The organism is Bradyrhizobium sp. Leo114, assembly GCF_055229415.2.
In genome coordinates this window covers 48,355-70,988 of the sequence record NZ_JBUYEN020000012.1, presented here as the reverse complement: position 1 = coordinate 70,988, position 22,634 = coordinate 48,355, and the positions used below count along the sequence as shown (strand labels likewise).

The window sequence follows — 22,634 nt, the reverse complement described above, 5'->3', positions numbered from 1 at the left end:
GCAAACCAAGGCTTTCCCTCGGCGCTCAGCCCTTCAACTGTTCCTTGATCGTTTCTGAGGCCCTCAACGCCAGCGCCGCGACAGTCGACGTGGGGTTCGCCGTTGAGCTGGTAGGAAATACGCTGCTGCCCAGCACAAACAGGTTTGGGTGGTCATGCGTGCGACAATGTTTGTCAACGACTGACGTCTTTGGATCGTTGCCCATCAGGGTCGTGCCCATGATGTGGCCAGAGCCACCATAGATGGTGCTATCCGGTGGGTCGGCCTGCATGACGCGATCGATCGCGCCGAGCTGATCAAAGATGAATTTGTGAACATCGATGATCGTCTTGAACGAGCTGCGAACGTACTCGTCATCGTCCAGATTGTAGCTGATCATTGGTTTCGCGATGCCGAGCCCATCTGAATTCGCGGAAAGCGTCACGCGATTGGTTTCGCGCGGCAGCTGCTCGCAGGCGCTGTTCAGCGTGATCTGACGAGTCACATGATCGTTGATTTTCTTCCGCAGATCGGTTCCGAAGAGAGCAAAGTTCTCGACGAAATCCAGGATTGTCCCATTCAGGTTCTGATTGCCGCTCGGGTCCTTCGGGGGAATGAAGTTTCCGCGGGGGGAGCCCGTTTTGGTGCTCGCCCAGCCGTCATTCTTGATCGAGGTCTTGAAGCCGGCGTAGCGCGCGCGAAAATCGCCGTCGCGGAATGCCGCAATATCGGAGGTGGTCTGCGGTCCGCGGAAGGGAAAGAGTGGCTGGGGCGCCAGTGCGAAAGATTGCTTGATGGGGTGATCCATCAGATAGCGACCGACCTTGTCACTGGAATTGGCGGCCCCGGACGACAGCAGAATCCTGGGATTTTCGATGCCGTTGGCGGCGAGCACCACGACGCGCCCTGACGCGCGGTCTTCGGTTCCGTCGGGCCGCTTGTACCAAACGCGCGATACCCACCTCTGCTCGGGGTCAACATCGAGCTTGGTGACGACCGCCTGTGTTCGCAGAACGGCGCCCGCAGACAATGCCTTCTCGACATGAATGACGGCTTCGTATCGCGCCTTGATCGGACATAGCGGCACACAGGACGTGTGCCCGTCGCATTCGGGGCGGCCCGCATAGAGTCGGGAGTTGATCGCATGCGGGACCGTATTGACCTTCAGCCGCAAACCATGATCCGGAACCTTCTTGTCATTGATGACGCGCGCGAGCTCATTGTCGAGGAAGCTAGGCGCGAGGGCCGGCATCGGGAACGGTTCGCTGCGATAAGCTCCCCACTTCCGTTCGTAATAGTCTTCATTTTCCTCATCGCTGCCGGCAACGCCCATCTCGTATTCGGCTTTGACGTACCAGGGTTCGAGCTCGCGATAGGTGATCGGCCAATCAAATCCTACCTTGTAGAGCGTCTTCATCCTGAAGTCGTTGGGAAGCATCCGGATGTAGATACCCTGCCAATGCCAGGTGGAGCCGCCGACGATGCGCTCGTAATAGCTCTTGAAGAAGCGCTTCTTGCCGATCGCTTCGGCGGTGTAGTCGTAATAGTTCTTGCCGCCGTCTTCGATCGGGCTCGGCTGCAGAAAACGGTATTTGCCGGGATCGGTCTTCGGGTCGACCTTCGGATCGACCGGCAGCACATCATCACCGCAGAAAGGCGAGTCCGGCGCCTTGGAAGGAGAATTGGTGTAGTTGTGCACCATGGCCCAGCGGCCGAGTGAGTCGGGAGGGACGCCGCCGGCCTCCAGGATCAAGACCCGGAAGCCGTCCTTCGCGACCTGATGCGCAACCATCGCGCCAGCCACGCCGGAACCGATGACAACGAGGTCGAATTCCGCATGTTCGAGAATTGGTCGCATGATCATGTCTCCCGAGCAGCCATTGATCGCGGATCCGGAGCGTTGCGGTTCAGGGGACTAGAACCGGACTCTCTTCTTGCTATTGGCGACTATGTCGCTTCAGCGACTTTCCAGTTACAGTGCGTGGTTGCCGGTCCACATTCACGCGACGTGCGGTTTGCTGGCCCAATAGCGGCGAGGCCCGCCCGGCGTCATCGGCGCGTGCGCATGGATCACCTGCCAGATCATGCCGCGGCTGTACTGCTCCGGTGTGCCATAGACCCAGATCTTCTTCCGAGTGTCGGCAGGATCATCTTGCAGCGGCGGCTTCGGGCCCGGTGTGATGTCGAGCGGAATGTAAAAGGCCGAAATGTACCAGAGATAGATGAGCTGCTTCGCGCCGGCTCGCACGGCGGCATCCGACGACATCCAGATCGACTGCTTGACCTCATTCTCACCCGGGTTGCCCCCAGGTATTGCTCGATAGGCCCGTATCAGCAGGTCCAGGTTCTTTGAGAGCTGCGGATGGGTAGCAAAGCGTTCCATGTACTGGTTTGCGATGTGCCGGTCGAGCTCGGCGAGTCCGGTTAGCGACTTCGACACGCCGATGAAACTTTCGAGATACGCAATGTCCAGATCGTAGCCGTCCGGTTTCTGCAGCGCCTCGTAGTGAACGCTGCAGAGCGGGTCGCCTTCCTCCCACAGCTCCATGACCGCTTTCGCCGATCCCGGCCAAAGGACGGCTGCAGTTGCGCTGGCCACGGCGACCTTTTCGAGAAAGTGCCGTCTGCCAAGATCGATCTTGCTGGGGAATTCCGAATATTTGGAGTTGGCTGTTCTCATTGCCGTCTCCGTCAAGCCGTCGGTCGTTCGTCACCGCGGGTGCGGCCGGAAAAAGTTAGGCTAACCTTGCATCCGGAACAAGCTCTTGCGACAGGCGAAGGCGATAAAATATTCAACCAATCATTGAATACAGAAGGCTTGCTTTTTCTGTTCTTGAAGTGCCTGACGAGTTGTGCACGAGAAGAAAAGTACCTCCTGCGCGAATTCTCTATGATCTGGTTCACACAATCCTGCTTTTCTTAGATTAGCGCGGGAGCTGGTCGGCATCCGTGATCAAGCCCCGACACTGATGTCGGCGACCCGACCGGTATGGGATGGCGAATAAATTTCGCCCGGCAAACTGCCCTGATCTGAAGGAAGCATCTTGAGGGAAAGGGCGGCGGGCTGCGCAGGCAGATTGACGGTCTTGCTACAGCGAAGTTCCCTGGATTAGTTCCCAATCCAACTCTGCCAGGGCGTGGCAGAGGGTCCCGATCCCCGTTGACAAACTGGTCTTTGCGGGACTTACATGCGGCATGGGGAAAGCGATCTCCCCACGAGGCGACATGCCCAAGAATCGCGTCCGGTTTTCACCAAGGGCGCATCATGTCTGCCGTTATCCGAGTCCTCTCCCGCAAGCTTTCTGATCCGACTGTGCCTTTGGCTGCCGGCGTTCCCACCGCCCGGTTGCTTGCCGGTACATGCGTCAGGAAGCTGCCATGACCTACACCATGAAACCCCTTTCCTGCGATCCGAGCCGCGTGCGTGGCATGTCGGAGCGGATGATCATCAGCCATTACGAGAACAACTATGGCGGCGCGGTGAAGCGGCTAAACCTGATCGATGAGAAGCTTGCTGAACTCGACTACGCGACCGCGCCGGGCTTCCTGCTCAACGGATTGAAGCGTGAGCAACTCATCGCAAGCAATTCAATGATCCTGCACGAAATGTTCTTCGATGGCCTTGGCGATGAAAGCGAGCCCGGAACAAGCTTGAAGGATGCGCTCACGCGCGATTTCGGTACCTATGAACGCTGGAATGCCGAATTCGTTGCCATGGGCAAGGCGCTCGGTGGCGGCTCCGGCTGGGTACTGCTGACGTGGTCGCCGCGTGACCGGAAGCTCGTCAATCAATGGGCATCCGATCACTGCCATACGCTTGCCGGGAGCACGCCGATCCTGGCGCTCGATATGTACGAGCATTCCTATCACATCGATTACGGCGCCAAGGCTGCCGACTACGTCGGCGCGTTCATGTCGGCCGTCAATTGGCCCGCCGTCGAACGGCTTTACGAGGGTCTCTCAAAATGACGCTGTCCGCTCCTTCCGGGCACGCTGCAGGCGGAGGCCCTTCTATCCAACCATGGAGGTTCACCATGTGTCTCAGATATCTTCTGGCTGCTTCAATTCTGGCGCTGTCATCCGCGTCAATTGCGAATGCGCAGACCATCGACTGGAACATCTTCACCGAGCCGTTCATCCCCAGTGCGCATGCCCAGGCAATCGAGTGGCAAAAGATCGATGAGATCTTCGGTCGGAAGCCGGCAGTTTCCGGCGAGGTGCATCGCTATGGATTCCCGCGCAGCGACCTGACCGTCACTTTGGATAGCGTGACCATCAAGCCGACGCTTGCGCTCGGTGGCTGGGTCGCGTTTATGCCGATGCACGGCGAAGCCATGGTGATGGGCGACCTCGTGCTGCTGGAAACCGAGATCAATCCGGTCATGGCGAAGCTGGTCGCCGGCGGGCTTGAGATCACCGCCGTTCACAATCACCTGCTCCGGGCGAGCCCTGCGACTTTCTACATGCATGTCGGCGGTCACGGCGATCCCGTGAAGATGGCTGCTGCCATCCGCGACGCGCTGGCAGTGAGCAAAACGCCGCTGGCGCCCTCGGCAGCTGCCGCACCGCCCGCCATCGACCTCGATACCGCCCAGCTCGATCAGATCATCGGCGCCAAGGGACAGAACAATGGCGGTGTCTACGCCTTCGCCGTTCCGCGGCGCGATCCGATCAGCGAAGCTGGGATGCAACTCGCACCGGTCGGCCCGATGGGTGTGGCACAGTCCATCAATTTCCAGCCGACGGGGAGCGGCAAGGCAGCCATCACCGGCGACTTCGTGCTCACCGGCGACGAGGTCAATCCTGTGATCAAGGCGCTGAAGGCGAACGACATCGATGTAACAGCGGTCCACAACCACATGCTCAACGAGCAGCCGCGCCTGTTCTTCAGGCACTTCTGGGCCAATGACGATGCGATCAAGCTGGCCAAAGGGCTGCGTGCGGCACTCGACAAGACCGCGAGCACCAAGAGTTAGGTGAGGAGCAGGCAACACGGAGCAGAGTCAAGAGGGGACCGCGGATGAAGAGAGTTGTCGTTGCGCTGTCCGTGCTGGCAGGCCTTTTAGCCGCCGATCGCGTGGCCGAGGCACAATCGTCCTGCAAGGTATGCGCCGAGCAGCACAAGGCATGCATGAAGAACTACGCGGGCCCTGCCTGCAAGACCGAGTACCAGATGTGCCTGAAGTCATGCAAATCGAAGCCGTAAGCATGAGCAATCTCTGTGCAAGGACGCGCGTCGGATATGCCGCCGTCGGACTGCTGACCATGCTCACACTCTGGAGCGGCAGTGCATCGGCCGAAGAGTTGAAGAAGTTGTCGGGCGCACAGATATGCGCGCGGTTTTCTGACAGGCAGCTTACCGATGAGGTGCACTGGCGCGAAGTCTACCAACGTGACGGGACGTTCAGAAGTTACTCGATGGGCAAGGTGCTGACAGGCAAATGGTTCGTTCGTTCAGACGATCTCTGCCTCGACCTTCCGGAGCCGGATGACGGGTGCTTCGAGGTGGCATCGTCGGGTTCATGGATTGTCATGACCCCGAGGGGACTGGGCCTACCGGCTGTCGGCGTTCTCGAGCCCATTTCGGATCGCGAATAGCCAGTTTGAGCGGTCGAACTTGCAAGGGAATGGAACGATGAGGAGCCAGCGATGATCAAGGGAAAAGAGCGGGCGTCCAAACAGACTCCTGGCGACAGCGAATCAGCGCGAGCGTCCGGCTCGTCTACCCTCGTCTTCTATGGCGATCCGCAGCTCGTCAGCGACGCCTTCGCAATGGCGCTCAACGCCATGCAGCGCACGAGTCAGTTTGGAGTTTCCGGCGGGCCACGCCGATCACGAGAGAGGGGCACAGGTGACGACGACAATGCAGGCAGAACACAATAGCAAGAGTGAACTGGCACGGTATTTCCTTCGCCTTGGCTTTCTCGGCTTCGGCGGCCCGGTCGCACTCGTCGGCCAGATGGAACGGGAGCTGGTCAACGACAAGAAGTGGCTGACCAAGGAGCAGATGCGGGAGTCGATTGCCATCTGCCAGTCGCTTCCCGGCCCGCTCGCGATCCAAGTCGGCATCTATGTCGCCTGGCTTCGCTGCGGCTTCTGGGGTGCCTGGATCGGCGGCTGGTGCTTCATCCTGCCAAACTTCATCATCGTGGCGGCGCTCGGCGCGCTCTATGTGTACCTCGGCGGCTTACAGCCGGTGACCGCGATCTTCTATGGCGTCAGCCCTGCGGTCATCGCGCTCATCCTGCATTCCTGCTATCGGCTCGCGAAGCTTGGCATGGAGGACTGGTTGCAGTGGGCCATCGCTGGGGTTTGCCTTGTTGTTACTGTCGTCCTGCAGGCCGAAGCGGCGCTGCTGTTCATCGGCGCCGGCATTGTCGGGATCCTCTACTACGGAAACGTCCTCAAGCGTTCCTCAACCGCGATGCAAATCGTCGTCATCCCCGCCGCCGCGCCGGCCATCGCCCCGGTCGCGACTGGCTCCACGCTCGGCAAGCTTTTGCTATTCTTTCTTAAGGCCGGGTCGCTGACCTTCGGAAGCGGTCTCGTCATCGTCCCGTTCCTGGAGCAGGGGCTGGTGCAGCAATATGGCTGGCTCGACGAGCGGCAATTCCTGATCGCCGTTGCGATTGGCATGATCAGCCCGGGACCGGTCGTGATCACCGCGACCTTCGTCGGCTACCTGGTTGCGGGCTTTTGGGGCTCGCTGGTTTCGACCGTCGGCATTTTCCTGCCGTCGTTCCTGCTGGTCCTGATCGTTGCGCCGTTGCTGGCGCGCCACCGTGGCAACGCCAATGTGCAGGGGTTCGTCAAAGGCGCCTACGCGGCCGCGATCGGCACGATCCTGGGCGCATGCATCCTGCTTGGCAAGATCGCCATCGGCGACTGGCTGACGGTTGCGATCGGCGTGATCTCACTCGCGGTTCTGTTCCGCTGGAAGGTCAGCAATCCAGCGCTCATTGCAGCGACGGCGGTCGTCGGCTTGATCGCGTATCCGTGGCTGCAGCCAGCGTGGGTGATGATCAAGTGACGGGTTTCGGTGCGGGGCGAGGGGGCATTGAGGTCAGTGAACGGAGGGACCCATGACTCGCAGGAAGTTGCTTCTCACTTCTGCTGCCGGGCTCGTCATCGTTGGTCTGACGAGATTGTCTGTTGGATTCGGGCGCGCGGCCAGTGATGATGAAGGCGAAGGCGTTCTGGTCAGATTGTTAGGTTCTGCCAAGGTTAGCTTGCAACAGGCCTTGGTGACCAGCGAACGGGAAGGCAGGCCAATCTCCGGAAAATTCGAGGCTGAAGATGGCAAGCTTCAGCTTTCGATCTACACCGCAAAAGACGTAAAGTTCTTCGAAGTCATCGTCGATCACATGACCGGCGAGATAAGCAAGGTCGAGCCCATCACCGAAGGCGAGGACCTTGAACACGCTGAGGCCCAAAAGGCTGCGCTGGACAGGGCAAAGGTGACGCTGGCCGCTGCCGTGGCCAAGGCAAAAGGATACGGCTCGCAGAGCATTGTGGTGAGCGCCGTGCCTGAATTGAAAAACGAGCAGCCCATTGCGTCGCTTGGTTTCTTGAACGGGAAGAAACTTTCGAGCATTAGCGAACCGCTGGATTAGCCGACTTGCGGGTCAAGGCATAACTGGGCGTGCATGACCGATCCATCGATCGCCGCAGCTCTCTGACAACAATTTCAGAAATTCTTCAGTAGTGGCGCGCTGAGAGGCTGGCAAGATCAACGTGGCCAGGGTCGGTTCGGCGACTACAGCGATCCAGAAGAGGTTCTGGGAAGAGCCCTTCAGCGCCACGACTGATGATCGCCGTCGGCAAGCGCGAGCAATCGAAACCGCGAAGAGGAGAACGCGATGGATCGAAAGTGGATATTGGCCGGTGGTGGTCTGTTACTGTTGGGATTAGCTGGCGTAGCCATGGTGACCGCCGAACCCAGCAGGGGCCCGGTTTTCATCGCCGGCGATCAACCGGTCACCGAGGATCAGTTGCGCCAGAAACTGCAGTCCGATGGTTGGTCGAACGTACAGATCGTTCGTGATGGAAGGTATCTCGAAGCGATCGGCTCAAAGAGCGGCCAAACCACAAAGGTTTCAGTCGACGCGCAGACCGGCCGGTTGCGCTCTGCCGATGACGACGACGAGGATTGAGTAGAACCGGCTTGCTCCGGCGTACGGTAGCCGCCCGCCGGAGGGCAGGTTGCGGCAAGAGCTCTCTCGCACGCGCGCGGTCTCGTGCCACTATCCGAGCTGGCTGCCAACAAGCATTCAGTAGTGCGGTCGAGGTTGTTCTGCTGGCCGGAATGCGATTCTCGAGGGTGTCGGAGCCGCTCGATTAACGGATCGAACTCGAGATCGCCAAAGGGCAGGAGAAGAGAATGAACTCTCCGCCGCGTTGCTGGCGGTACTTGTTTCGCCCATCGCCCCCAGGTGTCGACCGCGGACGAACGAAGATGCTCATTGGTGACTCGTTTCTAGTTCGATGCGCTGCGGCATCGTTGATCTTTGTCGGTGTCGCGGCATGCTCCGGCCGTGCCTTCGCCTACCGGCCGTTCGACGGCACCGATGCCGCCGTGGCCGCCCCTGGAGAACTCGAAGTCGAACTGCAGCCGGCCGGCGTTCGCCGCGACGGGGCCACCCCGACGCTGGTCGCGCCATGGACTGTCCTGAATTTCGGATTGAGCGAAGGATGGGAGGCGGTGTTCGAGGGACAGGGCGAGACGCCGCTTTCGCCGTCGGGGCCGACAAACCTGATCGCAGCAGGTGCGTTCCTCAAGCATGTCGTGGTGCCGGGCAGCCTGCAGGACAAGAGCGGACCGAGCATCGCGACCGAATTCGGAGTGCTGCTGCCGGACAGCACGGGGGACAGCGGCGTCGGCGCAAGCTGGGCGACCATCGTCTCGCAGCGCTGGGACTGGGGAACGATCCACCTCAACGCGGAAATGCTGCTGACGCGGGACCATCATGCCGATGTCTTCCTCGGCAGTATCATCGAGGGGCCGTCGAAATGGAGGGTGCGGCCGGTCTCGGAATTTTTCTACGAAAAGGAATTCGGCCAGGAGGAAACCTTTTCCGGGCTCGTAGGCTTGATCTGGCAGGTGAGCGACAAGCTCTCTTTCGATCTCGCCTATCGCCACGCGCTGACCAATCACCGTCCGGTCGACGAAGTTCGTGTCGGATTGACGTTCGGCGTTCCACTCTGGTTCTTCGAGAGCGCCCACGTCAGATAACAGGAGAAGTGCAGATGATGTCAGTACGTACAATCTCCCAAGCGATCCTCTGCTGCCTGATGGTCAGCCTAGTCGCGCCGGCTCATGCCCTGACCCAGCAGGAACTCTTGGCTAAGCTTCAAGCGGACGGCTACACCCAAGTCCGTGACATCAAATCCACCGCTGAAGGCATTTCGGTCAAGGCGGTGAAGGACGGCAAGGACGTATCGCTCGTCGTCGACAGCAGCGGTCAGGTCAAAGAGCGGCGCTAAGCCGGCCGACTACTAGAGACTAGGTCAACATCGCGTCCTTAACCGTGCGACCGCTACCTTCCGGGCTGGCCGCCTACCTTGCCGATGAACCCTGCGGCCACCGTAAGCGAGCCGTCGGCGATAGCGAGTGGAAGTGCCGCCAGACGGCGGGGTGCCGGTCCGAATACGACCTGCGCACTTTCTCGGGGATTGAATTCGGAGTTATGGCACGGACATTTCAGAATGTTCTTGTCGCTCTCTGCCGCCTTCACCCACTCGGAGACGGGACATCCGGCGTGAGTGCAAATCAGCGAATAGGCGACGATGCCGTTGGCCGATCGCGACCGGGACTCATCGTCGAGTTCGCCCGGATCAAGCCTTAGGAGGACAATCTCATTGAGCCGCGATCCTTTGCGGATCACCGAGGATTTCGGGTCCTTCGGCCAAGCGTGCACGGGCGGCCCACCAACCTCCAGATCAGCCGGTTTGATGCTTTCGCCGGCATGCTCCCCCTCGGAGTGAACGAGAAAGTCGCCTTTTTGCGGTCGCTCATCGCTGCCTGGCTGATCCTCCTCCTCCGCCACGGCCGGCTTTGCAGCCAGATAAGCCCCGGCGGCCAGAGCCGTCAGCAGCAGCGAGCGTCGTACCGGGTCCTGACACGCCATCGCCGCCTCCGTTCGGCTTCTCTTGCAACAAGGGTTTGCGCTAATCATAGCGCAAATTGAGCGCCGCGACTCAGCGAAAATGAAGGCGACCAACGAGTGCCTATCGCAGCCGGAGAGGCGCCTGACCGATTGCGATCGATGTAATTCGGCGCGCGTCGCACCGAGCGTGCGCATGAGGGCCTAAATCGGAACAAAGACGGATAACCAGGATGCACTGGGGACTACGCCAACGCGGCATAGCAAGCATCGTGTGGTCGACAACCAGGTTCTGCCGCTGTCGGTCGGCGCTGGCTAAGTAGCTGCCCATGCGAAGTCAGGCCGCATGGTGAGACCAGCCTTCGAAGCATAGCAATGAGTCTGGTGCATTAAGACGTGGCCGCTGGTTCGGTGATGCCCAGCAAGCTGACGATCAGAACGATGGCGAAGCCAAGGCCCTGTTCTGCAGCGACGTTGATCAGGAGCCGGCGCAGCCCGAGCTTCGCACCGGTCGCGGCCGAATCCAGGAGAGTCGGGACCACGAAGAAGCGATTGAGACCGGCAAAGCCGACCATCACGACAAAGAGAAGAAGCTTTAAAAGAAGCAGCCGGCCGTATGTTGTCGTGACCAGGTTTATAAACGAGCCTACAAGAAACCACGAATTGATCAGCCCGGATGCGACCAAGATAGCGACGGCGGTGTACCCCATTGTCGAAAACCGAAATGCTGCCTCGCACGCCGGGTAGTACGGTTCCTTCTCGCCGCGGAGAGACATGACGGTAAGACTAGACAAACCAACGAGTCCGCCAAGCCAGGCACCTGCTGCAAGAAGATGGAGAGCATCCGACAAGGTGTGTGCTGCCCGGCCTTGGCCATCCTCGACCTGTGTGTGACCAACGCCAGCCAAACTGCCCAGCAAAATTGCACACAATGCGACGAGAAGCAGCTCAAGCGTCCTCGACGGACCTCTGAATAGCAGGGCGAGGATCCCTGTTGCCACTATGGCTAGACTCAGCCGCAACAATGAGATGGCGCCGAAGGAAGTTTCCGTCAGTATGAAACGAGCCGTTTCCCAACTGAGCTCGGCGTCGGCCATGCTGATTGCAGCGCTTATGAACCAGAAGATGCCGCTGACAAGAACGATAAGTGAGACCGGTAACGACGCGGCCAGCCCGCGGCTGCCGCTGTCGCGACTTCTGACTGGCGGACACGCATAGAGGGGAAACAGCACCAGACCGAACAGGGCGAGAGATGACCCGTAGTGCACGAAACGCGCGAGGACGAGCCATGACTCCACGGCTAGTTGCCGATAGCGAAGGTGTATTCGCCCTTGACGCGGTGAGTATCCTCCGACACCGCGTGCCATATCACCCGGTACTTGCCCGTTTCCAGCGGCGCATTGAGGGGGACCACAAGCTGCTTCTTGTCCTTCGGATCGATCGCGGGCATTCCTGTCGCAATCGATTTTCCGCTCTCGTCTCGCAGCTCTAGGCCGGAGAATTTGGCGATGACAGATTCCGAGAAACTCAGGCGAATTTCCCTGGTGGGTGGAGCGGCGCTCTCCGTGCCGTCAGTCGGCGGAACAGTAGACGTGAGTCTAGGATGAGCTATTGCTCCGGTCGTAGCAAAGGTAAGGCCGATTCCCACCCCGATGGTCAAAAGTTTAGCCCGCATGACTTATCCTCCTCGCCTTCAGCGGCCGGTCATGGCTACCATCCATAGTACCATCCAGAACTGCGGTACCTCGGTTGGGAATAATAGTAGCGCGACCGGTAGGAATAATAGCCTGCGTAGCCATCGCGATCCTCGTGATAAGCCTCGTGCAAGTTTCGAAGGGCGCGGTGATAGGCGCGATGCTCGGCGTGGCTCTCAAATCCTTCCTCGTGGGCACGTTCATGAGCCTCGCCAAGCTCGCCATGAAACGCTCCATGCCCGTAGCTCTCGTCGTCATGAGCGAGCGCGGGCAGCGCGGTAAAGGTCAATGCGGTGGCCAGAAGTGCAGTCTTCAGCTTCATAACAGATCTCCCAATCCCTGACGCTTCGACAAGCGAACCACGTGTCGGGAATAATAGGCATTGTGGTTAAATGGAAGCTGAACCAATCCGGGCGGGAAGGGGACGTCGATAGGGCCATTTTGGTGCGAAATATCGCCGGATTTAACGAAGGATCCGCCACGATGATCATGTCGCGGCGCTGCCTGTCACGGCCACAATAATAGGGAAAGATAGGCGTTCCAGCCCGGAGGCTTGATCTGCCGCAAGGTCTTTGGCGCCGCGTGCGGTTGACTGGAGTTCTCACAATCTAGAGGACCGGACATGATCACCAGAACTCTCATGGCTGCAGTCGCTGTCGTTTCGCTTGTCGCAATGCCGGCTCTGGCGCAGACCGTCGATAAGGAAAAGAACGGCCATCATTCTAACGGCGGGCCGAAGACCGAAGTGCCGCACCACATGGGCAAGAAAGAAACCATCGGCAAATCGAAGGGCACCACGTCGGGCGGCCATCACTACACGGGCGATCCCAACACTTCGACGCCCCACCACATGGGTGACAAGCAGTAAGTGCGGGCCGAGCTTGCCGCGGCTTGCTCGGCGGCCCGGCCGGCGAAATTCTGGCGCAGCGAAGGTTACGTGGTACTCTTGAAAGAGAAAGAATGCGATGAAAACGAGGATGACGATCGGCCTGATCCAGCCCACAGATGCCGGATCTTTTTCCAGAGGATGATAACCCACGCACGCGGCGTGGCTGCAACGACAAGGAGCTAGTCCTTACCCCTGCGTTTCGACCGCGATCCGGTCCAGGCGCAATCGATGCCGATGATCCGTAAGGAGGCGTCCGCCTCCCATGACGGCGGCCAACGTTCCGAGACCCGTTCCGCCGGCAATTAGGAACATGATCAAGAGTTGATATTTCACGGCGTCTATCGGTTCGACCCCGGCAAGGATCTGGCCGGTCATCATTCCAGGCAAGGAAACAAGACCGATTGCCGCCATGCCGTTAATGGTGGGCATGAAGCCACTTCGCAGCGCGTCCCGCATGACCGGCAGTAGCGCCTGATACCGCGTACCCCCGAGCGCGAGGCAGGCTTCCACCGCGGCTCGCTCGCGCATCAGGCCAGTCGTGAGCACGTCCAAGCCCAAGCTTACCCCTGTCATGGTGTTGCCCAGGATCATACCCAACAGCGGCAGCGCATAGCGCGGGTGATACCAAGGCTCAGGGTGCAGCTGCGTTAGAAGCGAGAACATCGTGACGGTACCGGCAGCGAGCAACGTGCATCCTGCGCCCAAGCCGTAGGTTCCAAAACCTAGCAGCCTCCGCTTCTGCCGCACGACGATTTCGCGCGATGCGAAGAGAACCATGATGACGGCAGCGAGGGCCGTCCAAGCGGGTGAGACGGTAGCAAACAGAAACGTGAGCACATATCCGACCAGCACCAGCTGAACGACCATCCGCACAGTTGCGACGGCGAGTTGCCGTTCAAGCTTGAGGTGAAGCGCAAGCGAGAGAGCGCCGTCCATGAGAACGAGGAGCGCAGGCAGAATGAGATCACTGTAAGTCAGCTGGATGTAGGTCAAATCTGATGCTCCTCGATGCGACCGTCACTTCCCATCACAAACAACCGCGATCCGACACGGTAGGCCTGGGTGCTATCGTGAGTACTCCATATGACACCTGTCCCACTCGAGACGCGCTCAGCAATGATCGATTCAACGATCGCGGTCGATGTCGCGTCGATCGCCGAAGTAGGCTCGTCCAGCAGAAGCACGCGTGATCGCAGCATCAGCGCCCGCGCAAGTCCCAGCCGTTGCTTCTCTCCGGTGGAAAGTCGTTGGATGGGCCAGGTTCCGCAGCTGGACGGTAACCCCAATCGCGCGACCAGCGGAATGGCATCATCCCAGGCGTCAAAATGCTCTTGCACCGTGTCCGCCCACCAGCCCGGTTCAGCGGCTAGGTAGGTCACTTGCTTCCGCCAAAGCGGGGCCGGTACGGCTTCCCTGAGCGTTCCGTCCAGCTTGATCGCCCCTTCATTGGGATCGAGATCCGCGATGGCGCGAAGCAGCAGGCTCTTGCCGACCCCGGAAGGTCCCTGCAGGGCGACGCATTCGGCATCCTTCAGCTCGAACGAAACACAGATGTGCAAGCGCTTCAGCTTGCTGACTGTAAGCATGACCGTCTATGGCCTTTCAGAACAAGGCCACGCCTTGTTTTAGAGGAGGTCGCTCACTAATGTATTCCCACGGGGGTTTGCAGTCTCCCCGTCAGACGGGTGTTCCGTCCAAGCACTGGCCAATCCTCGCTTGTCGGGATGGTTGCGCATGGATGGCACTAAGTTATCTGCTTTCGTTGATTACATTGGACGACTGCGGTCTGCCGCCGTCGGTCAAAGCGAGCCCAACACGCCGGCGGTCAATGCGGTCGCCGTCTACTTTTCCCAACTGGGCGCGCCGATGTATGCCCACGAGAAGGTTACGCTGTCGGCGGTCGCCGAAAGCATCGCGCGGCTTAACGGTCATAGATACGCCGGTATCTTCGATGCCAAGAAGCATTCGACCGGAGATATCTTCTTCGTTCCGGACGACACGCTCATGCTCGACGAGGCGGGGAACCTCGGCATCCACTCGCCCCGCCAGCTTTATGGCGCGGTTGTGCCTTATCCTTTCGCCAAAACGAAAGCCATCACACACCGGCTGATAAATCCGCTCGCAGCGCACCCGTGCGGCTGGTCGGTGGCATTCGCAGAAAATGTGAGCAATGCTGTCCTGCCGGGCTATACCGCGTTCGATCCGGACGACGCTGGGACGGCCGTCAGGCGGCTGCTGTTGCAGGGACCTGTCCGCGTAAAGGAGCCGCTCGGAGACGGCGGCCACGGACAAACGGTGATTGGCACGATTGCAGAGTTAGACGCTCTTCTCGACAGTTTACCAACCGAGAAGATCGCGTGCCATGGACTGGTTCTCGAAACGAACTTGCGCTGCGTTACGACGCGAAGCATCGGTTACACAATGGTCGGCGATCGGACGATCGCTTATCACGGCACGCAACGATCGGCTACGAACAATCTCGGAGTTTCCGTCTACGGTGGCTCGCATTTGACTTGCGTGCGCGGCGGCTGGGCAGAACTGGAAAACCTGCCGATGAATGCCGAGGCACGCCTCGCCATAGTTCAGGCCCGAACCTATGACCGCAATGCAGCCCAATATCCCGGCTTTCTGGCCTCGCGCCGAAACTATGACGTCGGCCAAGGCATCGACGGGCACGGGCAATGGCGGTCCGGGGTGTTCGAGGCGTCGTGGCGTTCAGGTGGTGCAAGCACCGCCGAACTCGCGGCCCTGACCGCGTTCGCGCAAGACTCCGCCTTGCAGGTTGTCGAAGCTGCCTCTGTGAAACATTTCGGAAAGCCGCGCAAAATCCCGCCTGGCGCAATTGTGCATTTTGAGGGCGACGACCCCGAAGAGGGGCCGCTGCTCAGATATACCGTCATCATACGAGCGCTGCTCCGTGCAATGGCAAGGTTCCCGGCGCATCATTCCGGCGCCGCCATTAGTACACCACCTCGCAGTTCGAGAGATCTTTGAGCAGTCTGTAGGTCGCGCTCGTGAGTAACGAGAAGCAGGGTCTTGCCGTGTTCGCGAACTAGGCGCGTTAGCAGCCCCATCACACGTTGTGCACTTTGGTCGTCAAGATTCCCGGTTGGCTCGTCAGCAAGGACGAGCGCAGGATCATTTGCCAACGCCCTGGCAACAGCAACCCGTTGTTGCTCTCCCCCGCTGAGCTGGGACGGATTGTGGTCGCTGCGATCGGCCAAGCCGACGAGATCGAGAACTTCGCGGGCGCGGCCTTGGTTCGCTCGCCCAAGCGCAATCATTGGGAGCAGAACGTTCTCTAGCGCGGTCAGCTGCGGGATCAGATTATAACTCTGAAACACCATACCGATCTGCTCAGCCCGATACTTTGATGCCCGACTTCCGGACAGCCGACCGACGTCGATACCCGACACGAAGACTTCCCCCTGATCAGGCCGATCAAGTCCCGCGACGAGATTGAGAAGCGTGGTCTTGCCTGATCCGGATGGACCGCTGAGCCGAACGAACCCGCCCTTTTCGATCTCAAGTGAGACTTCGCGCAATGCACCAATTGTGGCGCGGTCGCTACGATATGTCTTCGAAACTGAACGCAGGGAGACAAATGCAGGAGTCACGGGCTTGCCTCCGATAGAGTCGCTGCAACCGGCTCTCGCAGGAGCCGAGCTATGGTGGAAGCCAAGCCCAGGCTCACGGCTGCAATGGCGATCGCCACCATGGAGCACACCACCACCCAATCGATTGTGGGCTCCGTCGGGCCAAGATCGGCCATGAGAGAAGGCATCGCGAAGGTGCTCGGCACGAAAGCGCTGGCGGCGAGACCGCCAACGGCAACCGCGACCAATCCAAGCATTAGCCCGAAGGCGATAGCCGGAGAGACGCCCATCCCGGGCGGAAACCCGAGGGCCATGAGCGTGGCATACTGCCGCCGACGCTCGACATAAATGTCGTGCAGCAGGTTTGCGGCGAAGGATCCGGCCAATAACAGCGTCGCGATACTCATGGCCGAAAACAACGTCAGGGTCAGAGCGAAATCGCGCACCTTGCGCTGGTATTGGCTGTATCGTTCCGTCACGAAGATGCCGGGCTCCAGCCGAAAGGCTTCCTGGAGCTTGGCGACGAGAGCTGGCACGTCAGGGGTGCTTCTTGCAATAACGAGGGCATCGGTCAGGCTTTCGCGACCGAAGATGTCTTCGCTCGTCTGGATGTTCACGAACGCACCACTCGAGACGAAGGTCGAATCGGGCCTCAGCGAGGGCGCTTCAGCCGACCTTGGCGGGGCGCCCCGTAACTCTACTCCGTCGAGAATGCCGATGACGGTGAGCTGCAGATCCGTGCCATCCGCCTTCCGTACCGGGAAGGTCCCGCCGATGTCTATGCCGAGCGCCCGAGCCGATGCTTGATCGATCACCGCCACAGCACGGTCCTCCCTCCGCAGGAATCGACCGCGCGCGAGCGAGAAGCTGCTCAAATCGCGCTCGACGTCGGGATCGATACCGAAAATATAGATATTGAGAAAGCTGTCGCCGTTGACGACGTTGCGAAATAGCGACTGCCGTTTAACGACCCGGTTGTCGCCCGCAGCCGTTCTCAGCTCGGTGGGATCGATGAGCGGTTCATAGACCGGAATTGTGAGCGGCGGCAAATATCCGCTGCGGGGGGTTTCAAACAGAGCACGATTGAAACGACTCTTCACCTCAACGACGTCGGGCCGATCTTGACGTGTAGCCCTGGTCAATGTGTTTCGGGCCCCCTCGACCACCATCAGCGAAGCCGCTACGGTCGCGCTGGTAGCAGCGAGAACGATGGCGGCCGCAAGCGCTTCGACGAAGCGGCGGCCGTAGCCTCCGAAGGTAAGCTTCACCCATATCATGCAGACACCCGAAGGAGCTGGGCAGGCGCTTGCGCAAGCGGCCAAAGCAGTACCGGAAGAGCTGCGATGCTCGCAGCCGCAAGCGCAACGGCGACGGCAAAACCGAACGTTGAAGCGCTGCGAGCGAATGGCAGAATGCTCACCGCCACTGCAGCGATTACTATGCCTGCGGCAAGCACAGCGTACAGTCGAACCGCGAGATAGAGCAAAACTCTTGACGGAGAAAAACCAACGGCCTGCAAAATGCCGAGTTCGCGCCAACGTGCCAGGACCAACTGGATCTGCTGACCCGCTGCCCCGGCAGCCACGAGCCCGAGCAGGAGAAGGACGAAGAACGACCCTCCTGCTTCCAGTTTCCTTTGCTCTTGGAGTGCCGCTTCGAAATTGTTTCGCTCCGGCACTCTCAGGCAGAAGGTAGCTTGACTGGCAGCGCCGCAGTCTTGCTTGAGACCGCGCTGATCGAGCAAGGAAGTCGCTTCGCCTTCGACTGTCGGCACTGCCCGAACTGATTTCGCTCGCACGACAAGTTCCCTGGCTGCCGCCTCTTTCGGGGGTTGTATGCCGCGGGCGGCCAATTCCTCGCCGACAAATCCAAGAAATTCCTTCAAGAGCTGTTTGTTCAAAAGAATGGGCAACGTGGTTGCCACGCCCTCTGGCGCATCCGGCCGGCGGACTGTGAGAACTTCGCTGCCGCGCGCAGCAAGGCGCCAAAATGGCTCAAATCGACCCTGATCCGGGCCTACGAGCTCGAATGTCCCGATCAGGCGTAGCTTCTCGTAGCGTCGAACGATTGGTGGATTTGCATTCGGATACGTCAGATCGACAGTTGCTTCGGCACCAGGTCGAATCCCGACATAGTCGGTGACCCCGGAGGGGATAACGACCTCATTGCGATCGGGCGGACGGACCGTTCCAGATGTCGCAAGCAGGGGGGTTCCGAGAACTGCCGTGGGCGCGGTCGGATTCAGATCGTGGAAATTCACATAATAGCTGCGGACTGGATCGAATGACCGATCGACGCCCAGCACAGTTGTCCGGGCACCGAGAGATTCCTGCTGCTTCTCGTTTTCGAAGACCACAAAGGAGGTGTCGGCCACCAAGCCGAGCTGCGTCCCGTTGTAGGGAGCATCGACTGACTGCACGCCGGCAATCGAACGTAGCGCCTCAATTAGATTCGCGACTTCGCCCGCAGGTAGGCTCCCGAGCTCAACAACAAATGTTGCTGCTCCGGACGCTTCATAGCCGGTCAGGAGCTCCGCCTGTCGAAGGCCTATTTGCCCCGCAAAGAACGTGACTGCGATCAGTGCGAGCGCGATCGCCAGCGCTGTCACCAGAGACCGCAGCCACGCCCTCTTGAGATCGACGAAGGCGAGCCAAATCAGCCCGCGATACACGATCGTTCCTATCTCAGTTCGCGCTCGATATCCTCGTGGAGCTCGCCGATCATGCCGGAAATGGTCGATTTCACCTTGGTGGCGGGCGCGCCGCTCGTGATCTCCTTGTCTAGCGAATCGAACAACAGTTGTTGCTCGCGAGCCTCACGCGCGGAAACCCTCGGCGCCAAGCTGTTCCAAGCCGCACGCGCTTCGCCAAACCGGGTTTGAGCTTCGGCGGCGTTGCCTGACGCGTAGGCTGTATCCACCGCGCGCAACGAACTCACGATCCGGTCCACCGATTCCCGACCTTGGGACCTCTTCTGGGCGACCGCGGCGCCGCTCCAGCCTGCGCTATCAATTCCGAGTCCGGTCGTCACCACGCCGGCAGCCAGCATTAGGCTAATCCACATTGGGGCAGTTCTCATCGCATCCTCCTGTAAGACGCCAGCTCGACCACGTTGATCTTGCCCGTCTCTCAGCGTGCCACCACTGAAGAATTTCTGAAATTACTGTCAGGAAGCTGCGGCCGAAGGGGAACCGCGTCTATAACACCGGAGGAGCTCACGAAGCGGAGCACCATGCACGCATTTTGGTCGTCGAGAAGAACAGACGCACGCGACTTCGCCGATCTCCCAGTCACGTACTCGCCATCGTATTGAGCGCCACCCGCAAACAATTCGTAAGCTTCATTCGCAGGCTTCGTTGGATGCTCTTCCCGAAGTCTCAAGCCCGACGCTTGGCTCGTTCAATACGTCGGACGACCGTATACCGGATCATAGGCCCGTCTTGGGGATCATCGAGCCGAATGGAGGTGAGAGCTTCTGGTGGCGGTTCAAGATCCCTGCCGAATTCTTCGACGTGAGATGCTTCGACGATCTCTACTGAGGAATCCCGCATGAATTCGGCCAATGCCGCCACTTCCGCGCCCGTGGCCCCTCCGGCCCGCCACGAGGACTCGAAAACCCCCGATCCATAATTACCGTTCACGTCAAGGCCCAAACCGACATCATAGTTTCGGCGCGAGGCCATAAAACCGGCATACGCGTTCGTCGCCTCGTCATAAACTCTTGCCTTCTCGACTCCGACGCGAACTGCATGGCCCATCGGCAGCTGATAGAGGGCGTCCCATCCTCCCCGCACACAGATGAGATCCGAGCCACCATAAGCCGGCCGATTCTCGTTATTCGTCGTCACCCTTTGCCTTCCACAATACGTGAAACTCAAGTTACTAACCGCAATGTGACCAACGCTCAACGTTGCAACTTGATGCAGATTTTCTTCAAGCACCAAGCCAGAGTAGGCCAGATTGTCCATCGAGAAGCGATCGAGGAGTTCGTCCAGCTCGTTGGGCGCGGTGATAACCGTCTGGCCTCGACCTCCAGCCTCTCGCGGGTCTTTCAAGCGGATTGGTCCGCGAAGGAGCATTCGGCCTGCCGCAATCCTCGCGTCCCGACGACAGAAGACAGTATAGCCGGGCAATACCGCATTGCGTATTCGCTCTCCGAATCTGAATAGCCATCCATCTGGCCGATGTGCGTCCTTGTCGACGAGTGGATGTGTTATGGCCTTTGTCTTGACAAATGGATGTGGAACAACGCCACCATAGAGATCGGTGGCGGCTCGAATACCGAGAGATTCTGCTTCATCCAACAACAGGGTGTCGTCTGGAACGAAGTAGATATGACCACTGCGCTTGTTGTTGGCAGCGGCGCCGTAATCGCCGCCAAATTCATATTGCGTTAGCCCGGCGATCGCTTTGGCGTCGGCAACCAACATGATTCTCTGATGGGCACGTAGCGGCTTTCCAAGTCGGGATGCATAAGTGACCACGGTACCTTTGGGCATTCTCACACTGAATCCAACGTTTTCTGATCCCGGTCGGGGATGTGCCGCCCCCACGCTCCAAATGTTTCGGTGCTCTTTCAACCGGCTGATCGACTATCAGCGTGCGGCGGCTCCCGAGCGCCCAAGAGGCGCGGCGTCAGCTCGCGGCCACCTCACGTATTGTGACCCTAGCTCACGGCGTCGGACGGAACACCCAGATTGCGGCGGGTTCGCCGGGATTGGCGCGCGCGGCGACGAAAAGCCGATCGAGATCGGGGACAAACAGCGCGGTTCGCGCGCCCGATATTGTGGGCATGTGAGCTGAGCGACGGTATGCATCTCCGTTTGCCTCGAACACATCCAGGTATCCATCGCCGCAGATGAGGTATACGCGATGGCGCTTCGCATCGAAGAAGAGGTCGTCTGAATCACCGCAGCTATCGGTGGTTGCAATGATGGTGCCGTCCTGCATTGAGAAGACGCCAAGCTGAGCGGGATTCCGGGACGCCACGAGAATGCGTCCGGACTCTTCGTCCAGGGTCATCGGAAAATTGCTGCCGGTGTCGACCGGCCAGTTCGCCACCTGCTTGCTGGCAAAGCGATCTATCACCGCTATCTCACGCGATTTCGGGACGTTTACGAAGATGCGACGGGACGAGCGGGCAAGTTGGAAACTCTCGGGGTGAGCCCGCAGCGGAACGTCTGCGATCTTGCCATTCGTCGCCGGGTCGATCTCTGCCAGTGAGCCATTGCCGTAGCCGACGAATATCCGGTTGGATGCAGGATCAATGCGAATGTTATCGGCATCATCTCCCAGATCGATCTGTCCTGCTGTCTCGTAATTCGGACCGCGGAACAACTGCACCGAACCATCACCGGCGAGCGTGTCGCTCGACGGCACGTAGCCTATACCTTGCGGTCGTTTCAGCCCGGTAATGACACGCTGGGCGCTGCTTTCCTTTAGATCGACGACCTGGACCCTATCGTCACCAAGCTCGGCGACGAAGAGGCGCTGCCGGGCCAGATCGATGGCTAAGTGATCAATCCGGCCGCTCACCGCGCCCAAAGTGATCTTGTTCTCGAGCTGGAGCGGTGGCGTCGCCGACGCCTGACCAAGCGATCGATCCACTGCGACCGTCGCCACCGCAATCACGGTGAAGCATACCACGCAATATCGACGCATAGTCTTCATTCCATCAGGCCCAAACTGCTTGAGATTGATATCGCCCTGCGACGATTCGGTCAGCTTTGCTCAGCTCGCCGTTGGCTCGCCGCTGACGAGATCATAGAAAGTTGGTTTGATCGCATTGCCCTGGACGACCATGACTTCGAAGACGGGCTTGCCGCTACGGATCTTCTCTCTAACGGCCAGGACCGTACCCAGCGACGACGCCTTCTGGATGATCGCCGGTATGGTTACCTTGGTCATTGACAGGAGCGAGTGGTACTGCGCCGACCGAGCGATGTGCTTTAGGTCAGCGAACACTTCCTTCTTAGGGCTCCAGGTCTCCGTCGTCACATCGCCGATGTACTCGTTGAAGGAGTTGTCCTCCGCAGCGGTGTCAAAGCCCTTTGCCGAGGTGTAGATCGACAGCATGAGCTTGTCTTTGACCATTTCGTATTTCGCCTCGATGGGCACTTCAGTTCCCTTAGCCACCTGGTCGATGCCTTGCTGCAGGGTCAGCTTGGCGCTTGGCAGCGCCTTGATCAGAGTTGCCTGATCAGCATCTTCAGCCCAGGCAAGATTCTGCCCCAACGTCGCGAATACGACCGCGATAACGAGCATCAGGCCTTTTCTCATCATGTTGAGCTCCTCCTTGTATGCGCGAGAGTTCGCTTCTGTGGACTGCCTCTCAAATTTGACGGAAGCATCCAAAGTCGGCCGCGGCGGATTTC

General features: G+C 59.4%; 26 protein-coding genes. 11 read left to right on the top strand and 15 right to left on the bottom strand.

Features of this window, described 5'->3' with window-relative positions; all coding sequences use genetic code 11:
• Positions 1 to 25 precede the first annotated feature (25 nt).
• Both ACZIRK_RS16700 and ACZIRK_RS16695 read right to left on the bottom strand, forming a co-directional pair.
• Positions 26 to 1,837, bottom strand: coding sequence for a GMC family oxidoreductase (locus ACZIRK_RS16700; RefSeq protein WP_165435137.1), 1,812 nt, complete (start codon positions 1,835 to 1,837; stop codon positions 26 to 28).
• A 141-nt stretch (positions 1,838 to 1,978) separates the two neighbouring features.
• Entirely contained in the window at positions 1,979 to 2,659 is a 681-nt protein-coding gene (locus ACZIRK_RS16695) for a twin-arginine translocation signal domain-containing protein (RefSeq protein ID WP_130225076.1), read from the bottom strand.
• Between the two features lie 698 nt (positions 2,660 to 3,357).
• On the opposite strand from ACZIRK_RS16695, the gene ACZIRK_RS16690 reads away from it, so the two are divergent.
• From ACZIRK_RS16690 to ACZIRK_RS16650, 9 genes are all read left to right on the top strand, one after another.
• On the top strand, positions 3,358 to 3,948 hold the full coding sequence (locus ACZIRK_RS16690; RefSeq protein WP_130225077.1) for a superoxide dismutase: 591 nt from the start codon (positions 3,358 to 3,360) through the stop codon (positions 3,946 to 3,948).
• Between the two features lie 65 nt (positions 3,949 to 4,013).
• The gene (locus ACZIRK_RS16685; RefSeq protein ID WP_463327758.1) at positions 4,014 to 4,955 is read left to right on the top strand and encodes a DUF1259 domain-containing protein; all 942 of its coding nucleotides are present in this window, start codon (positions 4,014 to 4,016) and stop codon (positions 4,953 to 4,955) included.
• Between the two features lie 44 nt (positions 4,956 to 4,999).
• On the top strand, positions 5,000 to 5,185 hold the full coding sequence (locus ACZIRK_RS16680; protein WP_130225079.1) for a hypothetical protein: 186 nt from the start codon (positions 5,000 to 5,002) through the stop codon (positions 5,183 to 5,185).
• Positions 5,167 to 5,577, top strand: a complete 411-nt coding sequence (locus ACZIRK_RS16675; protein ID WP_130225080.1) for a hypothetical protein — start codon at positions 5,167 to 5,169, stop codon at positions 5,575 to 5,577. Before ACZIRK_RS16680 ends, ACZIRK_RS16675 begins: the two co-directional genes overlap by 19 nt.
• 265 nt (positions 5,578 to 5,842) lie before the next feature.
• Positions 5,843 to 7,009 (top strand): chromate efflux transporter, encoded by a 1,167-nt coding sequence (gene chrA / locus ACZIRK_RS16670; RefSeq protein ID WP_463327757.1) that lies wholly within the window; start codon positions 5,843 to 5,845, stop codon positions 7,007 to 7,009.
• Positions 7,010 to 7,061: 52 nt separating this feature from the next.
• Entirely contained in the window at positions 7,062 to 7,592 is a 531-nt protein-coding gene (locus ACZIRK_RS16665; RefSeq protein ID WP_130225082.1) for a PepSY domain-containing protein, read from the top strand.
• A gap of 246 nt (positions 7,593 to 7,838) precedes the next feature.
• Positions 7,839 to 8,132, top strand: coding sequence for a hypothetical protein (locus ACZIRK_RS16660; protein WP_130225083.1), 294 nt, complete (start codon positions 7,839 to 7,841; stop codon positions 8,130 to 8,132).
• Positions 8,133 to 8,479: 347 nt separating this feature from the next.
• A complete protein-coding gene (locus ACZIRK_RS16655; protein ID WP_130225084.1) occupies positions 8,480 to 9,211 on the top strand; it encodes a hypothetical protein in 732 nt (243 codons plus the stop codon).
• A 17-nt stretch (positions 9,212 to 9,228) separates the two neighbouring features.
• Positions 9,229 to 9,462 carry a PepSY domain-containing protein gene (locus ACZIRK_RS16650; protein ID WP_130225085.1) on the top strand — a complete coding sequence of 78 codons (234 nt, stop codon included), beginning with the start codon at positions 9,229 to 9,231 and terminating at the stop codon, positions 9,460 to 9,462.
• Between the two features lie 53 nt (positions 9,463 to 9,515).
• Here the strand turns inward: ACZIRK_RS16650 and ACZIRK_RS16645 are convergent, their stop codons facing one another.
• The 4 genes from ACZIRK_RS16645 to ACZIRK_RS16630 form a co-directional block, all read right to left on the bottom strand.
• A complete protein-coding gene (locus ACZIRK_RS16645; RefSeq protein WP_130225129.1) occupies positions 9,516 to 10,154 on the bottom strand; it encodes a QcrA and Rieske domain-containing protein in 639 nt (212 codons plus the stop codon).
• Positions 10,155 to 10,471: 317 nt separating this feature from the next.
• Complete coding sequence (gene copD, locus ACZIRK_RS16640) at positions 10,472 to 11,380, bottom strand: copper homeostasis membrane protein CopD (RefSeq protein WP_165435140.1); 909 nt, start codon at positions 11,378 to 11,380, stop codon at positions 10,472 to 10,474.
• A 2-nt stretch (positions 11,381 to 11,382) separates the two neighbouring features.
• Positions 11,383 to 11,757, bottom strand: a complete 375-nt coding sequence (gene copC / locus ACZIRK_RS16635) for a copper homeostasis periplasmic binding protein CopC (RefSeq protein WP_130225087.1) — start codon at positions 11,755 to 11,757, stop codon at positions 11,383 to 11,385.
• Positions 11,758 to 11,792: 35 nt separating this feature from the next.
• Positions 11,793 to 12,098 carry a hypothetical protein gene (locus ACZIRK_RS16630; RefSeq protein ID WP_130225088.1) on the bottom strand — a complete coding sequence of 102 codons (306 nt, stop codon included), beginning with the start codon at positions 12,096 to 12,098 and terminating at the stop codon, positions 11,793 to 11,795.
• 300 nt (positions 12,099 to 12,398) lie between these two features.
• On the opposite strand from ACZIRK_RS16630, the gene ACZIRK_RS16625 reads away from it, so the two are divergent.
• Positions 12,399 to 12,644 (top strand): hypothetical protein, encoded by a 246-nt coding sequence (locus tag ACZIRK_RS16625; protein ID WP_130225089.1) that lies wholly within the window; start codon positions 12,399 to 12,401, stop codon positions 12,642 to 12,644.
• Between the two features lie 207 nt (positions 12,645 to 12,851).
• On the opposite strand, the gene ACZIRK_RS16620 is transcribed toward ACZIRK_RS16625, so the two are convergent.
• On the bottom strand, positions 12,852 to 13,658 hold the full coding sequence (locus tag ACZIRK_RS16620) for an ABC transporter permease (RefSeq protein WP_130225090.1): 807 nt from the start codon (positions 13,656 to 13,658) through the stop codon (positions 12,852 to 12,854).
• Positions 13,655 to 14,251 (bottom strand): ABC transporter ATP-binding protein, encoded by a 597-nt coding sequence (locus tag ACZIRK_RS16615; RefSeq protein ID WP_130225091.1) that lies wholly within the window; start codon positions 14,249 to 14,251, stop codon positions 13,655 to 13,657. The genes ACZIRK_RS16620 and ACZIRK_RS16615 overlap by 4 nt, the downstream gene beginning before the upstream one ends.
• Before the next feature lie 148 nt (positions 14,252 to 14,399).
• Here ACZIRK_RS16615 and ACZIRK_RS16610 point away from each other — a divergent pair, with 148 nt between their 5' ends.
• Positions 14,400 to 15,659: a DUF3182 family protein gene (locus tag ACZIRK_RS16610; protein ID WP_130225092.1), complete on the top strand. Its 1,260-nt coding sequence runs from the start codon at positions 14,400 to 14,402 to the stop codon at positions 15,657 to 15,659.
• On the opposite strand, the gene ACZIRK_RS16605 is transcribed toward ACZIRK_RS16610, so the two are convergent.
• From ACZIRK_RS16605 to ACZIRK_RS16575, 7 genes are all read right to left on the bottom strand, one after another.
• Positions 15,608 to 16,282 carry an ABC transporter ATP-binding protein gene (locus ACZIRK_RS16605; protein WP_463327755.1) on the bottom strand — a complete coding sequence of 225 codons (675 nt, stop codon included), beginning with the start codon at positions 16,280 to 16,282 and terminating at the stop codon, positions 15,608 to 15,610. The genes ACZIRK_RS16610 and ACZIRK_RS16605 overlap by 52 nt on opposite strands.
• Complete coding sequence (locus ACZIRK_RS16600) at positions 16,279 to 17,529, bottom strand: ABC transporter permease (RefSeq protein WP_474418173.1); 1,251 nt, start codon at positions 17,527 to 17,529, stop codon at positions 16,279 to 16,281. Before ACZIRK_RS16600 ends, ACZIRK_RS16605 begins: the two co-directional genes overlap by 4 nt.
• A gap of 5 nt (positions 17,530 to 17,534) precedes the next feature.
• Positions 17,535 to 18,932 carry a hypothetical protein gene (locus ACZIRK_RS16595; protein ID WP_130225095.1) on the bottom strand — a complete coding sequence of 466 codons (1,398 nt, stop codon included), beginning with the start codon at positions 18,930 to 18,932 and terminating at the stop codon, positions 17,535 to 17,537.
• A gap of 8 nt (positions 18,933 to 18,940) precedes the next feature.
• Positions 18,941 to 19,309 (bottom strand): hypothetical protein, encoded by a 369-nt coding sequence (locus ACZIRK_RS16590; protein ID WP_463327754.1) that lies wholly within the window; start codon positions 19,307 to 19,309, stop codon positions 18,941 to 18,943.
• Positions 19,310 to 19,637: 328 nt separating this feature from the next.
• Positions 19,638 to 20,759, bottom strand: coding sequence for a DUF3182 family protein (locus ACZIRK_RS16585; RefSeq protein WP_130225097.1), 1,122 nt, complete (start codon positions 20,757 to 20,759; stop codon positions 19,638 to 19,640).
• 172 nt (positions 20,760 to 20,931) lie between these two features.
• The gene (locus ACZIRK_RS16580; protein WP_463327753.1) at positions 20,932 to 21,930 is read right to left on the bottom strand and encodes a YncE family protein; all 999 of its coding nucleotides are present in this window, start codon (positions 21,928 to 21,930) and stop codon (positions 20,932 to 20,934) included.
• A gap of 60 nt (positions 21,931 to 21,990) precedes the next feature.
• Positions 21,991 to 22,542, bottom strand: coding sequence for a hypothetical protein (locus ACZIRK_RS16575; protein ID WP_130225098.1), 552 nt, complete (start codon positions 22,540 to 22,542; stop codon positions 21,991 to 21,993).
• Between the last annotated feature and the right edge of the window lie 92 nt (positions 22,543 to 22,634).

Excerpts from the sequence above, each read along its gene's own strand:
- ACZIRK_RS16575 (WP_130225098.1), bottom strand. The coding sequence starts at position 22,542 with ATGATGAGAAAAGGCCTGATGCTCGTTATCGCGGTCGTATTCGCGACG.
- copC (WP_130225087.1), bottom strand. The coding sequence starts at position 11,757 with ATGCGGGCTAAACTTTTGACCATCGGGGTGGGAATCGGCCTTACCTTT.
- ACZIRK_RS16685 (WP_463327758.1), top strand. The coding sequence starts at position 4,014 with ATGTGTCTCAGATATCTTCTGGCTGCTTCAATTCTGGCGCTGTCATCC.
- ACZIRK_RS16590 (WP_463327754.1), bottom strand. The coding sequence starts at position 19,309 with ATGCTGGCTGCCGGCGTGGTGACGACCGGACTCGGAATTGATAGCGCA.
- ACZIRK_RS16650 (WP_130225085.1), top strand. The coding sequence starts at position 9,229 with ATGTCAGTACGTACAATCTCCCAAGCGATCCTCTGCTGCCTGATGGTC.
- ACZIRK_RS16675 (WP_130225080.1), top strand. The coding sequence starts at position 5,167 with ATGCAAATCGAAGCCGTAAGCATGAGCAATCTCTGTGCAAGGACGCGC.
- ACZIRK_RS16615 (WP_130225091.1), bottom strand. The coding sequence starts at position 14,251 with ATGCTTACAGTCAGCAAGCTGAAGCGCTTGCACATCTGTGTTTCGTTC.
- ACZIRK_RS16630 (WP_130225088.1), bottom strand. The coding sequence starts at position 12,098 with ATGAAGCTGAAGACTGCACTTCTGGCCACCGCATTGACCTTTACCGCG.
- ACZIRK_RS16660 (WP_130225083.1), top strand. The coding sequence starts at position 7,839 with ATGGATCGAAAGTGGATATTGGCCGGTGGTGGTCTGTTACTGTTGGGA.
- ACZIRK_RS16585 (WP_130225097.1), bottom strand. The coding sequence starts at position 20,759 with ATGCCCAAAGGTACCGTGGTCACTTATGCATCCCGACTTGGAAAGCCG.
- ACZIRK_RS16695 (WP_130225076.1), bottom strand. The coding sequence starts at position 2,659 with ATGAGAACAGCCAACTCCAAATATTCGGAATTCCCCAGCAAGATCGAT.
- chrA (WP_463327757.1), top strand. The coding sequence starts at position 5,843 with ATGCAGGCAGAACACAATAGCAAGAGTGAACTGGCACGGTATTTCCTT.
- ACZIRK_RS16580 (WP_463327753.1), bottom strand. The coding sequence starts at position 21,930 with ATGAAGACTATGCGTCGATATTGCGTGGTATGCTTCACCGTGATTGCG.
- ACZIRK_RS16700 (WP_165435137.1), bottom strand. The coding sequence starts at position 1,837 with ATGCGACCAATTCTCGAACATGCGGAATTCGACCTCGTTGTCATCGGT.
- ACZIRK_RS16610 (WP_130225092.1), top strand. The coding sequence starts at position 14,400 with ATGGATGGCACTAAGTTATCTGCTTTCGTTGATTACATTGGACGACTG.
- ACZIRK_RS16625 (WP_130225089.1), top strand. The coding sequence starts at position 12,399 with ATGATCACCAGAACTCTCATGGCTGCAGTCGCTGTCGTTTCGCTTGTC.
- ACZIRK_RS16665 (WP_130225082.1), top strand. The coding sequence starts at position 7,062 with ATGACTCGCAGGAAGTTGCTTCTCACTTCTGCTGCCGGGCTCGTCATC.
- ACZIRK_RS16680 (WP_130225079.1), top strand. The coding sequence starts at position 5,000 with ATGAAGAGAGTTGTCGTTGCGCTGTCCGTGCTGGCAGGCCTTTTAGCC.
- ACZIRK_RS16645 (WP_130225129.1), bottom strand. The coding sequence starts at position 10,154 with ATGATTAGCGCAAACCCTTGTTGCAAGAGAAGCCGAACGGAGGCGGCG.
- ACZIRK_RS16690 (WP_130225077.1), top strand. The coding sequence starts at position 3,358 with ATGACCTACACCATGAAACCCCTTTCCTGCGATCCGAGCCGCGTGCGT.